General features: G+C 68.5%; 12 protein-coding genes. 11 read left to right on the top strand and 1 reads right to left on the bottom strand.

Going from position 1 to position 13,317, the window contains the following annotated elements; genetic code table 11:
• The first annotated feature begins 5 nt into the window (after window positions 1–5).
• The 5 genes from crtI to K2F54_RS02280 are packed head-to-tail and all read left to right on the top strand — an operon-like array spanning window position 6 to window position 3,615.
• Complete coding sequence (crtI, locus tag K2F54_RS02300) at window positions 6–1,604, top strand: phytoene desaturase family protein (RefSeq protein ID WP_220604227.1); 1,599 nt, start codon at window positions 6–8, stop codon at window positions 1,602–1,604.
• A complete protein-coding gene (locus K2F54_RS02295; protein ID WP_220604226.1) occupies window positions 1,604–1,930 on the top strand; it encodes a lycopene cyclase domain-containing protein in 327 nt (108 codons plus the stop codon). The genes crtI and K2F54_RS02295 overlap by 1 nt, the downstream gene beginning before the upstream one ends.
• On the top strand, window positions 1,927–2,292 hold the full coding sequence (locus K2F54_RS02290; RefSeq protein ID WP_220604225.1) for a lycopene cyclase domain-containing protein: 366 nt from the start codon (window positions 1,927–1,929) through the stop codon (window positions 2,290–2,292). The genes K2F54_RS02295 and K2F54_RS02290 overlap by 4 nt, the downstream gene beginning before the upstream one ends.
• Window positions 2,289–3,203, top strand: coding sequence for a prenyltransferase (locus tag K2F54_RS02285; protein ID WP_220604224.1), 915 nt, complete (start codon window positions 2,289–2,291; stop codon window positions 3,201–3,203). Before K2F54_RS02290 ends, K2F54_RS02285 begins: the two co-directional genes overlap by 4 nt.
• 43 nt (window positions 3,204–3,246) lie before the next feature.
• Complete coding sequence (locus K2F54_RS02280; protein WP_220604223.1) at window positions 3,247–3,615, top strand: RNA-binding S4 domain-containing protein; 369 nt, start codon at window positions 3,247–3,249, stop codon at window positions 3,613–3,615.
• A 39-nt stretch (window positions 3,616–3,654) separates the two neighbouring features.
• Here K2F54_RS02280 and K2F54_RS02275 read toward each other — a convergent pair whose 3' ends face one another.
• Complete coding sequence (locus K2F54_RS02275; RefSeq protein ID WP_220604222.1) at window positions 3,655–5,121, bottom strand: lipase maturation factor family protein; 1,467 nt, start codon at window positions 5,119–5,121, stop codon at window positions 3,655–3,657.
• 279 nt (window positions 5,122–5,400) lie between these two features.
• Between K2F54_RS02275 and K2F54_RS02270 the strand changes: the two genes are divergently transcribed.
• The 6 genes from K2F54_RS02270 to K2F54_RS02245 all read left to right on the top strand — a co-directional run bounded on the left by K2F54_RS02270 (window position 5,401) and on the right by K2F54_RS02245 (window position 13,133).
• Window positions 5,401–6,474 carry a LacI family DNA-binding transcriptional regulator gene (locus K2F54_RS02270; protein WP_255576615.1) on the top strand — a complete coding sequence of 358 codons (1,074 nt, stop codon included), beginning with the start codon at window positions 5,401–5,403 and terminating at the stop codon, window positions 6,472–6,474.
• Between the two features lie 75 nt (window positions 6,475–6,549).
• Window positions 6,550–7,881, top strand: coding sequence for an extracellular solute-binding protein (locus tag K2F54_RS02265; RefSeq protein WP_308287470.1), 1,332 nt, complete (start codon window positions 6,550–6,552; stop codon window positions 7,879–7,881).
• A 5-nt stretch (window positions 7,882–7,886) separates the two neighbouring features.
• A complete protein-coding gene (locus K2F54_RS02260) occupies window positions 7,887–8,861 on the top strand; it encodes a carbohydrate ABC transporter permease (protein WP_220604221.1) in 975 nt (324 codons plus the stop codon).
• A gap of 86 nt (window positions 8,862–8,947) precedes the next feature.
• Window positions 8,948–9,781, top strand: coding sequence for a carbohydrate ABC transporter permease (locus K2F54_RS02255; RefSeq protein ID WP_220604412.1), 834 nt, complete (start codon window positions 8,948–8,950; stop codon window positions 9,779–9,781).
• A gap of 2 nt (window positions 9,782–9,783) precedes the next feature.
• The gene (locus K2F54_RS02250; RefSeq protein WP_220604220.1) at window positions 9,784–10,851 is read left to right on the top strand and encodes a glycoside hydrolase family 130 protein; all 1,068 of its coding nucleotides are present in this window, start codon (window positions 9,784–9,786) and stop codon (window positions 10,849–10,851) included.
• 197 nt (window positions 10,852–11,048) lie between these two features.
• Window positions 11,049–13,133: an HNH endonuclease signature motif containing protein gene (locus K2F54_RS02245; protein WP_220604219.1), complete on the top strand. Its 2,085-nt coding sequence runs from the start codon at window positions 11,049–11,051 to the stop codon at window positions 13,131–13,133.
• Window positions 13,134–13,317: the final 184 nt, after the last annotated feature.

Below are 13,317 nucleotides of genomic sequence, written 5' to 3'. Positions count from 1 at the left end.
GCCCCGTGACCGGTACCGCTACCAGAACCGTCGTGATCGGTGGGGGCATCGCCGGGCTGGCCAGCGCGGCGCTCCTGGCCAGGGAGGGGCACCAGGTCACCCTGCTCGAGGCTCACGACACCCTCGGCGGCCGGGCCGGCTTCTGGGAATCCGAGGGCTTCCGCTTCGAAACCGGTCCGTCCTGGTACCTCATGCCCGAGGTGTTCGAGCACTTCTACCGGCTGATGGGCACGAGCGCGGCCGAGCAACTGCAGCTCACCCGGCTCGACCCCGGCTACCGGGTGTTCTTCGAGTCCGACCAGGAACCCGTTGACGTTCGCGCCGAAAAGGCCGACAACATCCGTCTGTTCGACAGCCTGGAACCCGGTGCAGGCGCACAGTTGGAGAAGTACCTGGCCAGTGCCAAGGAGACCTATGACATGGCCGTGGACAGGTTTCTGTACACGAGCTTCGCGTCGTTCAAGCCCCTGCTCGTGCGTGATGTGCTCTCCCGGATGGGCCGGCTCGGCCGGCTCCTGCTGCAGCCGTTGGACAGGTTCGTCGCCGGCTACTTCCGTGACCCGCGCATCCGCCAGATCCTCGGTTACCCGGCCGTCTTCCTGGGCTCCTCGCCCGACCGCACCCCGTCGATGTACCACCTGATGAGCCACCTCGACCTGGCCGACGGCGTGCTCTACCCGCAGGGCGGGTTCACCCGGCTGATCGAGAGCATCGTGGACCTGGCCCGTGCGGCCGGCGTCACCATTGAGACCGGTGCGACCGTGCAGGCGATTCGCTCCGGTTCCACCCCGGCCGGCCGGCGTGCCAAGGCGCCCGTCGAGGGTGTGACCTACACCAACGCCGCCGGGGACACCGTGCGGCTGGATGCCGATCTGGTGGTCTCCGCCGCCGATCTGCACCACACCGAGACCGAACTCGTCGAGCCCGCGAAACAGACCTACCCCGAGCGCTGGTGGCAGAAGCGCACCTCAGGCCCCGGTGCCGTGCTGGTGCTGCTGGGCGTGAGCGGTGACCTGCCCAAGCTCGCCCACCACACCCTGTTCTTCACCGAGGACTGGGCCGACAACTTCGACCGCATCTTCGGCACGGAGACCTCGGTGCCGAACCCGGCGTCGTTCTACGCCTGCCTGCCCAGCGCGACAGATCCAGGCGTCGCCCCAGACGGCTCCAGCAACATGTTCCTGCTCATCCCGGTGCCGGCGGACACCGGCATCGGTCACGGCGGCATCGACGGGGCCGGCTCGGCCACCGTCGAGGGCATCGCGGATGCCGCGATCGGGCAGCTCGCCGAGTGGGCAGGGATCCCCGACCTCGCCGAGCGGATCGTGGTGCGCCGCACCATCGGGCCGGCCGACTTCGCCGACGACCTCAACTCCTGGAAGGGCGGCGCGCTGGGACCTGCGCACACGCTCAAGCAGAGCGCGTTCTTCCGCGGCACCAATGTCTCCGCGCACATCGACGGGCTCTACTACGCCGGCGGCAGCACCATTCCCGGGATCGGCCTGCCGATGTGCCTGATCAGTGCCGAGATCCTGCTCAAGCGGATTCGTGGCGACGTGAGCACGGGTCCCCTCCCCGAGCCCCTGGCCGCCGTTCTGCGCTGATGCTCGGTTTCGCCTATCTGCTCGCCCTGCTGGTCTCCCTGACCGGCATGGTCGTGCTCGACCGTCGGTTCGGCCTGTTCTTCTGGCGCGCGCCGCGCGCCGCGGCCGTCGTGCTCGGTGTCGGGGTGCTGTTCTTCCTGGCCTGGGACGTGCTCGGCATCATGGCCGGGATCTTCTATCGCGGCCAGACGGCGTTCATGACCGGGCTGCAGGTGGCCCCGGAGCTGCCCATCGAAGAGGTCTTCTTTCTCACGTTCCTCTGCTACCTGTTCATGAATGCGTTGCAGGGCGCACGGATGCTCCTGGAGAGGCGGCGGCCCGCGTGAACTACCTCGAGCTCAACACGATCTTCCTCGGCCTCGCGGTGGCAGCGGCCGCCGTGGCGCTGTGGCGGCGGCCGGCCGCCGGACGTCTGTACGCGGCATCCGCCCTCGCCCTGGCCGCCGTTCTGGTGCTCACCGCCGTCTTCGATAACATCATGATCGGGGTGGGACTCGTCGCCTACGATCCGGCCCTGATCAACGGGGCGTTCGTCGGGATCGCCCCCGTGGAAGACTTCGCCTATCCGGTGGCCGCGGCGCTGCTGCTGCCTGCCGTCTGGGCGCTGCTCGGCGGCGACACTCCGCGGGCAGCAGGTGGACGCGGTACGGCACACCCCGCACGACCCGCAGAAGGACAGGACGCATGACCGAGGCACTTCCCCCGCAGGCATCCTCGTCGAGCGGAGTCGGCCACACGGTTCGGCAGGTTCTGCTGTCCTCCCGGCCGCTCAGCTGGATCAATACGGCGTTCCCGTTCGCCGCCGCCTACGTCGTGACAACGGGCCGGGTGGATGCCCTGCTCGTCGTGGGCACGCTGTTCTTCCTGATCCCGTACAACCTGCTGATGTACGGCATCAACGACGTCTTCGACTACGAGTCCGACCTGCGCAACCCCCGCAAGGGCGGGGTAGAGGGCGCCATGCTCGATCCGGGCATGCACCGGATCGTGCTGGTCTCCGGGGTGGCGACCGCCGCGCCCGTGCTGGTGCTGATGCTCGTCTTGGCCGGCCTCAACCCCTCGTCGTGGGTCGTGCTGGCCGCCAGCCTGTTCGCCGTGGTCGCGTACTCCGCACCCCGGCTGCGCTTCAAGGAACGACCGGTGCTCGACTCCGTCACCTCGAGCGTGCACTTCGTCAGCCCGGCCGTGTACGGCCTCGCCGTCGCGGGAGCCCTGGTCACCCCGGAGCTCGTTGCCCTGCTGACGGCCTTCTTCTTCTGGGGCGTCGCCAGCCACGCCTTCGGGGCCGTGCAGGATGTCGAGCCAGACCGGCAGGGCGGCATCAGCTCGATCGCGACGGCGTTCGGCGCCGCGGCGACCGTGCGCCTGGCGATCGGATTCTGGCTGCTGGCCGGGCTGCTGATGCTGGTCACTGACTGGCCGGGGCCGCTCGCCGCTCTGCTCGTCATCCCATACATCCTGGCCGCCTGGCCGTACCGGTCGGTCAGCGACGCGGACTCCGAACGCGCCAACAACGGTTGGAAACGGTTCCTCCGGCTGAACTTCCTCACCGGGTTCCTGGTCACCATGCTGCTCATCGCCTGGGTGCTGCTGGGCTGATCGGCAGGTTCACCTGATGCCGCCGGCCGCGTAGAGTCGAGGCATGGAATTGCACAGCGCCAGGGTGGACAGCTGGGCCTGGGCGGTGCGGATGTACAAGACCCGCTCGCAGGCCACCGCCGCCTGCCGGGCCGGGCACGTTCGGGTGAACGGCGAACGGGCCAAGTCCGCCCAGTCGATCAAACCCGGCGACGAGGTGCGCATCCGTGCCAACGGTTTCGACCGGGTGCTCGTGGTCGCGCGAATCATCGTCAAACGGGTGGGCCCGAGTGTGGCCGCCGAGTGCTTCGTCGACAACACCCCGCCACCGCCCCCGCGCGAAGAGGTGGCGCTGGTACCGATGCGCGACCGCGGCGCCGGCCGGCCCACCAAGCGGGAACGCCGGGAGATGGAAGAGCTGCGCGGTCGCTGAGCCGCGCTCCGGCCGGCCTGGCGTCGGCCGCGTGCGCACTCACTCGTCGGCGGCCGTCACCGGGTCGGCCGGCAGCGTCACCGGCGGCACCAGGGTGCCGACCTCGGTGCGCACCCACCAGACCTTCTCGGCCCGGCGCTCTGCGGGTGTGCTGAACCGGTAGCGAAACAGCCGGGCCCGCAGATAGCGGGGCGGATGCGCGGGAAACGGGTTGTGGGCGAGCATCCGCAGGGTCGCCGGATCGCCCTGCAGCAGTCGAGCGAGAAACATCTCGAACCAGTGTGTGTCCCGTGAGCCGAGGGCCAGGAACCACATCAGCCAATCCAGACGCAGGTGATAGGGCGCGAACTGCCCGGGCAGCCGGGTGGGGTCGCCGGGTTTGCCTCGGAACTCGTAGGCCCGCCAGGCCGTGGGGTCGGGGTCGCCCGTGTCACTGCCTTCCACGATCACCTCGAAGCGTTCCTTGGTGACGGTGCCGAACGCGCCGTAGGCGTTCACCAGGTGGAACGGGTTGAAGCTCGCGTTCATCAGCTGGCGCCGGCGCAGCAGGTTGCGCGCCGGCCAGTAACTGAGCACCAGCAGCAGCGTCGTCACGGCGAGCACGGTGACCACGAACCAGAGCGGCGGCTCCCCCGGCGCGGCGGCGGGCGCATCCCGCGGCCCTGGAACGACCAGCCCGCCCAGCCAGTGGAAGGAGGCGTCGTCGACGGCCGCGGCGGCCAGCACGATGGTGATCCAGTTGAGCCAGGCGAAATTACCGGTGAGCACGAGCCAGAGTTGGCTGAGCACGATCAGGCCTGCGGCGATCGACGCCACCGGCTGCGGAGCGAACAGCAGCACGGGCAGTCCGAGCTGCACCGCGTGGTTGCCGAGCACCTCACCCCGGTGGAACCAGCGTGGCAGGTGGTGCACGAACCAGCTCACCGGGTTGGGCATCGGCTGGGTTTCGTGGTGGTAGTACAGCGCGGTGAGGTCCCGCCATTCGCGGCCGCCGCGGAGCTTGATCAGTCCAGCGCCGAACTCGAGCCTGAACACCAGCCAGCGCAGGAACAGCAGCACCGGAATCGGGGTGGCCACGGCGGTGGAGCCGAGGAACGCGACGACGAACCCGGCCTCGACCAGCAGGCTCTCCCAGCCGAAGGAGTAGAAGGTCTGGCCGACGTTCACGATCGAGAGATAGGCCGCGAAGAGCAGCAGGAAGACGAGCATCGGCAGCCAGGCCGGCCCGAGTTGGGGCAGGCCGAGAAGCACGGTCGCGGACAGGCCGGCGCCGAGGCCGGCGACCAGGCGCAGCATCCGGTCGGAGTAGCGCCAGTGGAACAGGCTCGGCGCCCGTCTGAAGGGCACCACCGCCGTGAACCGCCGCACCGGGAGCAGGCCGGTGTCGCCGAGCAACGCCGGGAACTGGTTGAGGGCCGACACGAAGGCGATCAGGAAGATCGCGGCGATGCCCCGCTGCAGGATCTCGCGCGCGATGTCGTAGTCCCCCGTAGCGAACCAGTCCATGGTGCAGATCACCCTAGGCTCACGCATCCTGCTGCTCAAGGCCGCCGGCCGAGGCGGGCAACTGTTGCCGAATCGGACTTCTGCGCCCGGCACACCGGACGCAGATGTCCGCACCGGGAACAGTCAACCTGGCGCGGCGCCCGGCGTCAGGGGCGCGGCCGGACGGGCAGGCGCGGGAATACTTCTTGACGCGGCGTCCTAAACCGGTATAGATTGTGCCTAAACCGGTTAAGGCGGCGAATGTGGCCGAACCGGATCGCCATCAATGAGGAGGCCCCCATGGACTCGAGCTCGAACTCGAACATGGACGCGAGCACGGACCAGGTCTCGGAATCCAGTCGGGTCACGATCGCCGACGTGGCCCGTGAGGCCGGCGTCAGCAAGGGCCTCGTCTCCTTCGCCCTCAACGACCGGCCCGGAGTGTCCGCTGAGACGCGCACGCGCATCCTGCAGGTCGCCGGCGCCTTGGGCTGGACGCCGTCTCTGCGGGCGCGGTCGCTGTCCTCCAAGCGGTCCTTCGCGCTCGGTCTGGTCATCGCCCGCGACCCCGAGGTGCTCGGGTCCGACCCGTTCTTCACCTCGTTCATCGCCGGCGTGGAGACCATCCTCGCCCCGGAGGGTCTCGCCCTGGTGCTCAGCGTGGTTCCCGATTCGTCGACCGAGCTGGCCACCTACCGCACCCTCGTGTCGGACGGCCGGGTCGACGGGGTCTTCGTCAGCGACCTGCGCCAGGACGACGTCCGCATCCCCTGCCTGGCCGAACTCGGGCTGCCCGCCGTCACCCTCGGCCGCCCCGACCAGCCCAGCCCGTTCCCGGCGGTGTCGATCGACGACACCGAGGGCATCCGTGAATCGGTGCGTCACCTGGTCGCCCTCGGACACCGCCGTATCGCCCACGTGGCCGGCAGCGCCGCCATGTTGCACGGCAACCGGCGCAGGGACGCCTTCACCGCCGCCATGCGCGACGCCGGCCTCGGCGACGGTCAGGTCGTCGACACCGACTTCTCGATCGCCGCCGGAGCGGACGCCACCCGTCGGCTGCTGCGCCAGAGCGAACCGCCCACCGCCATCGTCTTCGCCAACGACCCGATGGCCATCGCCGGCATCGGCGTGGCCCAGGAGCTGGGCGTACGCGTGCCGGACGACGTCTCGATCACCGGATTCGACGACATCGAATTCGCCCGGTACGTCTACCCCGCGCTCACCACGGTGGGCGCGACCCCCATGGTCTGGGGCCGCGCGGCCGCGACCACCCTCCTCACCCTCATCCGCACCGGTCACGCCGACGACGTCGAACTCCCCGCCGCCCGGCTGATCATCCGCGGCTCGGCGGCCATCCCGGCCGAACGCTGAGCCGGGGCGTCTTTCCGGCGCCCCACCACAACTCGCCGCAGCAGAGCCGCTGCGGAATCATGAATGGAGAAGCACATGCAACGCCGCACTCGCATCCACCCCACCAACCGTCAGACCCGGCGACGCCACACCCGGATGCTCGCCGCAGCCGCCACCTCCGCCGCCATGATCGTCGCCCTCGGCGCCTGCTCGGCCGGCGGCAGCTCGGGCGGGGCCGAGTCCAGGGGTGACATCACGATCTGGTATTCGAACAACGAGAACGAGGTTCTCTGGGGCAAGCAGATGGTGGAGGCCTGGAACGCCGAGAACCCCGACGAGCAGGTCAAGGCTCAGGAGATCCCGGCCGGCAAGAGCAGTGAAGAGGTCATCGGCGCCGCCATCACCGCCGGCAACGCGCCGTGCCTGGTCTTCAACACCGCCCCCGTCGCGGTGCCGCAGTTCCAGAAGCAGGGCGGCCTGGTCGACCTCAGCAGCTTCGAGGACGGCGATTCCTACATCCAGGAGCGCACCGGGGACCTCGCCGACCAGTACCAGAGCGACGACGGCAAGTTCTACCAGATGCCGTGGAAGTCCAACCCGGTGATGCTGTTCTACAACAAGGACCTCTTCGCCGCGGCCGGACTGGACCCGGAGAACCCCGCCCTGGCCACCCACGAGGAGTTCACCGCGACCGCCCGCACGCTGGTCGCCAGCGGCGCCGCCGAGTACGCCATCTACCCGTCGCCGACGAGCCAGTTCTTCCAGAGCTGGTTCGACTTCTACCCCACCTACGCGGCGGAGACCGACGGCACCCTCTTCATCGAGGATGGCGCGGCCACGTTCAACTCGGACGAGGGCGTCGAGGTTGGCGAGTTCTGGAAGACCCTGTACGCCGAGGGCCTGGCCGGCAAGGAGCAGTACCAGGGTGACTCGTTCGCCGACGGCAAGGCCGCCATGTCGAGCGCCGGACCCTGGGCCGTGTCCGTCTACAAGGACGCGGTGAACTGGGGAGCCGTGCCGTTCCCCACCAGCACCGGTGTTGCCCCCGAGGAGGCGTACACCTTCAGCGACGCCAAGAACGTGGGCCTGTTCACGGCCTGCGAGAACCAGGCCACGGCCTGGGACGTGCTGAAGTTCGCCACCAGCGAGGAGCAGGACGGCCAGCTCCTCGAGCTGACCGGCCAGATGCCCCTGCGCACCGACCTCACCGGCGCCTACCCCGACTACTTCGAGGCGAACCCCGCCTACGAGCAGTTCGGTGACCAGGCCTCCCGCACCGTCGAGGTCCCCCAGGTCGCCAATTCCGTCGCCGCCTGGCAGGCGTTCCGGGATGCCTGGACCAAGAGCGTCATCACCGGCGAGGGCGACATCGCTGATGCCTTCGACGCTGCGGCCGCCAAGGTCGACGAACTGATCGCGCAGCCGTAAGTTCCATGTCCACCCCGACAGTCTCCTCAGGGAGCGTCACCCCGAACCCCGCCACCGGGCCAGCACGGCCCGGTGGCGGGGGCCCCCGCCGGTCCGTGCGGCGCCGCTGGCTGGGCAAGAACCCGCTCGGGCTCGTGCTCAGCGCCCCCTACCTGGCCTTCGTTCTCCTGGTCTTCGCCTACCCGCTGGTCTTCGCCTTCTACATGTCGTTCCACGACTACTTCTTCGCCGCCCCCGGCGCCGTGGTGGACCGGCCGTTCGTGGGGCTCGCGAACTTCCAGGAGGTCCTGAGCGATCCGGCCATCATCCGCTCGTTCGGCAATGTCGGCATCTTCCTGTTGATCAACGTGCCGCTCACCGTGATCCTGTCGCTCGTGCTCGCCACGGCCCTGAACAAGGTGGTGCACGCTCGCACCTTCCTCCGGGTGGCGTTCTACGTGCCGTACGTCACGGCCAGTGTGGCCGTGGTGGGGGTCTGGATCTTCCTGTTCAGCGGCAACGGACTGGTCAACCAGATCCTGGGGCCGCTGGCGCCGGATCCGGCCTGGCTGATCAACGAGCAGTGGGCCATGCCCACCATCGCGATCTTCGTCACCTGGAAGGGTCTGGGTTTCTTCATCCTGCTCTACCTGGCCGCCCTGCAGAACGTGTCGGAGGAGCTGTACGAGGCCGCGGCCACGGATGGCGCGGGCAAGATCCGGATGTTCTTCTCGATCACCGTGCCCGGCGTCCGGCCGGCCACCGTGCTGGTGCTGCTGCTGGCCACGGTCACCGGCGCGAACCTGTTCACGGAACCGTACCTGCTCACCGGCGGTGGCGGGCCGAACGGCGCCTCGTCGTCACCGGTGCTGCTGATGTACCAGCGCGGCATCGAGCAGGGCGCACCAGACATTGCCGCCGCGATCGGGGTCATCCTCGTGATCGGCGTGCTGATCCTGGCATTCATCCAACGCAAGCTGGCCGGAGGGGACGACTCATGAGCACCACCCAGAACCCGTCGGCCGACGCGGCAACGGGCTCCGTCAAGACGGGCAGCAGGCGCTCCCGCGCGCGCAAGGTCGACGGCATGAGCCGGGGCCAGAACATCCTGCGCTACGTTGTGCTGTTCGTCGGCGCCCTGATCTTCCTGTTCCCGTTCTACTACATGGTGATCGGCTCCCTCCAGACGGAACCGGACTCGACGATCGCCGGGGCGTTCCCGAACCCTGCGAACATCACCGGCGAGAACTATGTCGCCATCAACAGCCGCATCGACCTGTTGCAGGGACTGGTGAACTCGGGCATCTTCGCCGGCGGCGTCATCCTCTGCACTGTCGTCTTCGGCGTGCTGGTGGGGTACGCACTGGCGCAGCTGGAGTGGCGCGGACGCGGCGTGACCTTCGCGCTGGTGCTGCTCGTGCAGGTGGTGCCCTTCCAGCTCCTGATGATCCCGCTCTACGTGATGATCGCCAGGGACTACGGCCTGGCCGACAACTACCTGGGCATGATCCTGCCGTTCGCCATTAATTCGACGGCGGTGCTCATCTTCCGGCAGTACTTCCTGCAGGTGCCGAGGGCCCTCTTCGACGCCGCCAGAATCGACGGCGCCGGTGAACTCAAGATCCTGCGCAGCATCGCGTTGCCGCTGGTACGACCGGCGCTGCTGACCGTGGTGCTGCTCACCTTCATCGGCCCGTGGAATGAGTTCCTCTGGCCGTTCCTGATCACCAAGGAGGCCTCGCTGCAACCGCTCGCGGTGTCCCTGGCGAACTACCTCACCAACGTCGCGGCCACCGCGGCCAACCCGTTCGGCGCGATCCTGGCCGGCGCCTGCGTGCTGGCAGCCCCCGCTGTCGTTCTCTTCATCCTGTTCCAACGGCACTTCGTCTCGAGCGACATCGGCTCGGGCGTGAAAGGTTAGTCATGAGCTCCACCACCGAATTCCCCTATACCCTCACCCGGATGGGCGTCATCATGACGCCAGAGGAGGGCAACGACCTCGAAGCCGAGGGGGTGCTCAACCCCGGCACCGGCCATACCCCGGACGGCACCCTGTACCTGCTGCCCCGGCTCGTCGCCACCGGCAATGTCTCCCGGGTGGGGCTGGCCAGGGTGATCATCGAAAACGGCGTCCCCACCGGCGTGGAACGTGAGGGGGTCGTACTCGAGCCCACCCAGGGGTGGGAGCGCGGCGCCAACAATGCCGGGGTCGAGGACCCCAGGGTGACCTTCATCCCCAGGCTGGGTCTGCACGTGATGACCTACGTCGCCTACGGGCCGCTCGGTCCGCGTACCGCTGTCGCGGTCTCCGAGGACCTGCGCGACTGGCGTCGCCTCGGCCCCGTCCTGTTCGCCTACGACGAGGCCCTCGACATGGACCTCAACCTGTTCCACAACAAGGACACGGTGTTCTTCCCCGAACCCGTCACCGCCCCAGACGGCGTGGAGAGCTTCGCCGTGCTGCACCGACCGATGTGGGACCTGGAGGAGACCAAGCCGGGCGAGGGCATCCGGGTGCCGGCCGGGGTCACCGACCAGCGGCAGAGCATCTGGATCAGCTATGTGCCGGTCGCTGACGCGCTGGCGGATGTCTCTGCGCTGACCTTCTGGCGCGGGCACCGGTTCCTGGCCGGCCCGAAGTTCCCGTTCGAAGAACTCAAGATCGGCGGCGGCCCCGCACCCCTGCGGGTTCCCGAGGGCTGGTTGCTGCTGCACCACGGGGTGACGGGCATCCTCGCGCGGGCGTTCGACCAGCAACAGAAGGTGAACTATGCCGCCGGCGGCATGATCCTGGACGCCGACGACCCCACCATCGTGCTCAGCCGCACCAGTGAACCGCTGCTCAAGGCCGAGACGGCCGACGAGACCAACGGCATCGTGCCCAATGTGGTGTTCCCCACCGCGATCGAGGAGATCGAGGGGCAGCTCTACGTCTTCTACGGCATGGCCGACTCCAAGATCGGGGTGGCCCGGCTCGACCGCCGGGAGTAGCCGAGCGCTCGCACGCCCACCCGCAGGCACAGAACTGTTGCCAGTGCGGACAATTGCGCCCGGTACGCCGGGCGCAATTGTCCGTTCTAGAAACAGTTGCAGGAACGCATAGAAGGCCCTGGCTGTGAGCCAAAAAAAGTTCTCCACAGAATGAGATTTCCTCACACAAAGCTTCGTTATCGGGCTATATTCGTGGCATGACAAACCAGTCATCCATCGCAGACACCTTCACCGTCGGGGCAGCCCCCGACGGCGCTGCGGATGGCGCTACGGACGACTCTATGAGTGGTTCTGCTGCCGGCGTCGCCGATGCGGTAGCGCGGGCTGACGCGCTGCAGGAGGCGGCCTTCGCGGTGGCCCGGTTGGGCGCCTCCAGCGCCGATTACGACGCCCTCTCGGATGCCGACGCCCTGGCCGGCCAGAAAACCATCGCCCAAGCCCAACACGAGCTCGACACCCGCAAGGCCTGGATGGCCAAGACCCTCGCCCACCGCTCCCGCTGGGAACTCGGCCAGGCCGGCCTGGCCAAACAACGCGGGTTCCTCTCCCCCGAAGACCTGATCCAAAACCTCACCGGCACCACCAGGGCCGAGTCCCGCAAACTCGTCGGCGTGGGCCAGATGCTCGGCGAAGCCGAAGCCGCCGCAGCCCGCCAGGCCGAGGCCGCCCGACGCCTGGTCGACGACGCACTCGCCCCTGACTCCCCCGACGCCGGCGACACCGACGATCCCACCCCCACCACCCTGCCCACGCCGGAACCGGTACCGCAGCCGTGGCACGCACCGATCTCCCGCGCCGTGTCCGAGGGCACCCTCTCCATCGACGCCGCCCACGCCCTCCGCACCGGGCTGGGCGATATCGACACCGTCGTCACCGGCCCGATCCTCGCCGACGCACTGGCCGAGCTCCTCGCCGAAGCCCCCAGGCTGAACGCCGACCAGCTCCTCAAACGAGCCCGGCACACCCGCGACACCCTCGACGAAGCCGGCATCCGGGTGCGCGAGCAAAAAGCGTGGGACGACCGCTACCTGCACATCTGGACCCTCAACACCGGCCAGGTCCGCGTCGACGGCCTCTTCCCACCCGAACAGGGCGAATTCATCAAAGCCACCTTCGACAGCCTCACCAGCCCCCGCCGCGGCGGCGTGCGTTTCGTCGACACCGAACGCGCCAACTGGGCCCGCCGAGTACAAAACGACCCGCGCACCACCACCCAGATCACCTGCGACGGCTTCATCGACCTCCTCAAAGCCGGCACCACCATCAACCCCAACGAAATGCTCGGCGGCCGCCGCCCCGCCGTACAGATCATCACCACCACCCCGGCCACGCGGCCCACCAGGCCGACCGCACACACCACCACCGCACCCGCACCCACACCCGGAACCGGACCAACAACCGGAGCCGCACCTGGCGCAAGACCCGCACCCGCACCCGCTACCAGACCCCCAGCCAGACCCGGTAAAGCACCTGACAGCGGACCACCGAGTGAGCCCGCGATCGCCATCTCGACCGGAGCGGCCAGAGCCGGCCGCCAGAGCGAAGGTGGCGGCGGCAGCTGCAGCGGCGGCGGCGGCAGTAGTGGCAGTAGTGGCAGTAGTGGCAGTAGTGGCAGTAGTGGCAGTAGTGGCAGTGGAGTTGGTCAAGCGGTCGACGGACCCGAACCCGAATCCGAACGTGCCCACGATGCCGACGTTCGTCCGCCTTGGGAACCGGAGACGCATCCACCCGACCGAACCGACACACCGTGCAGCCTCGACGGTCTGTTCCCGGTGGAGTTTCTCCGCACCGCCGATGACATCCTGATCTGTGAACCCGGCCAGGGCGGCCACGGCTACCTCGACGGCAACACCGCACCCGTGTCGGCCGAGACCATCGAACGGCTGATCTGCGACTCCGGATCCGTCGATATCAGCTTCGACGACCTCGGCCGCCCCCTCGACGTCGGCCGCGACGAACGCCTCTTCAACCGGGCCCAACGCCGCGCCCTCGCCGCCCGCGACGGCGGCTGCCGCTGGCCCGGCTGCGACCGACCACCCGCCTTCACCGAAGCCCACCACATCAACCACTGGCTGCGAGACCGCGGCACCACCGACATCAACCAGGGCATCCTGCTCTGCCACGCCCACCATCTACTGCTCCACAACCAACGCTGGCAGATCTTCGAAAACGCCGGCCAATACTGGCTCCGGCCGCCTGCGACCGTCGACCCCGGCCAGACCCTCATCGAAATGCCCAGCCGTAGGTCGACCCGGCCGCATCCGAGAACACCCGGGCGATAGAACCGTCAGCAGTTCGACAGCTGGGAATGCACACACTCTGAGTCGCATCCCGGTGCATCCGCCGATCACTTCGTCGGGTCCCACGGCTGCAGCGGCGCGCCGCCGGCTACTGCCCGGCGTTCACCGGCACCCTGCCCGTAGGGTGTGAGGCCGTTCACCTGACCCCGGACTATGCAGATCGGAT

Source organism: Cryobacterium inferilacus (assembly GCF_019599185.1).
Lineage (GTDB): Bacteria > Actinomycetota > Actinomycetes > Actinomycetales > Microbacteriaceae > Cryobacterium > Cryobacterium inferilacus.
This window is presented reverse-complemented; position numbering and strand designations above follow the sequence as displayed.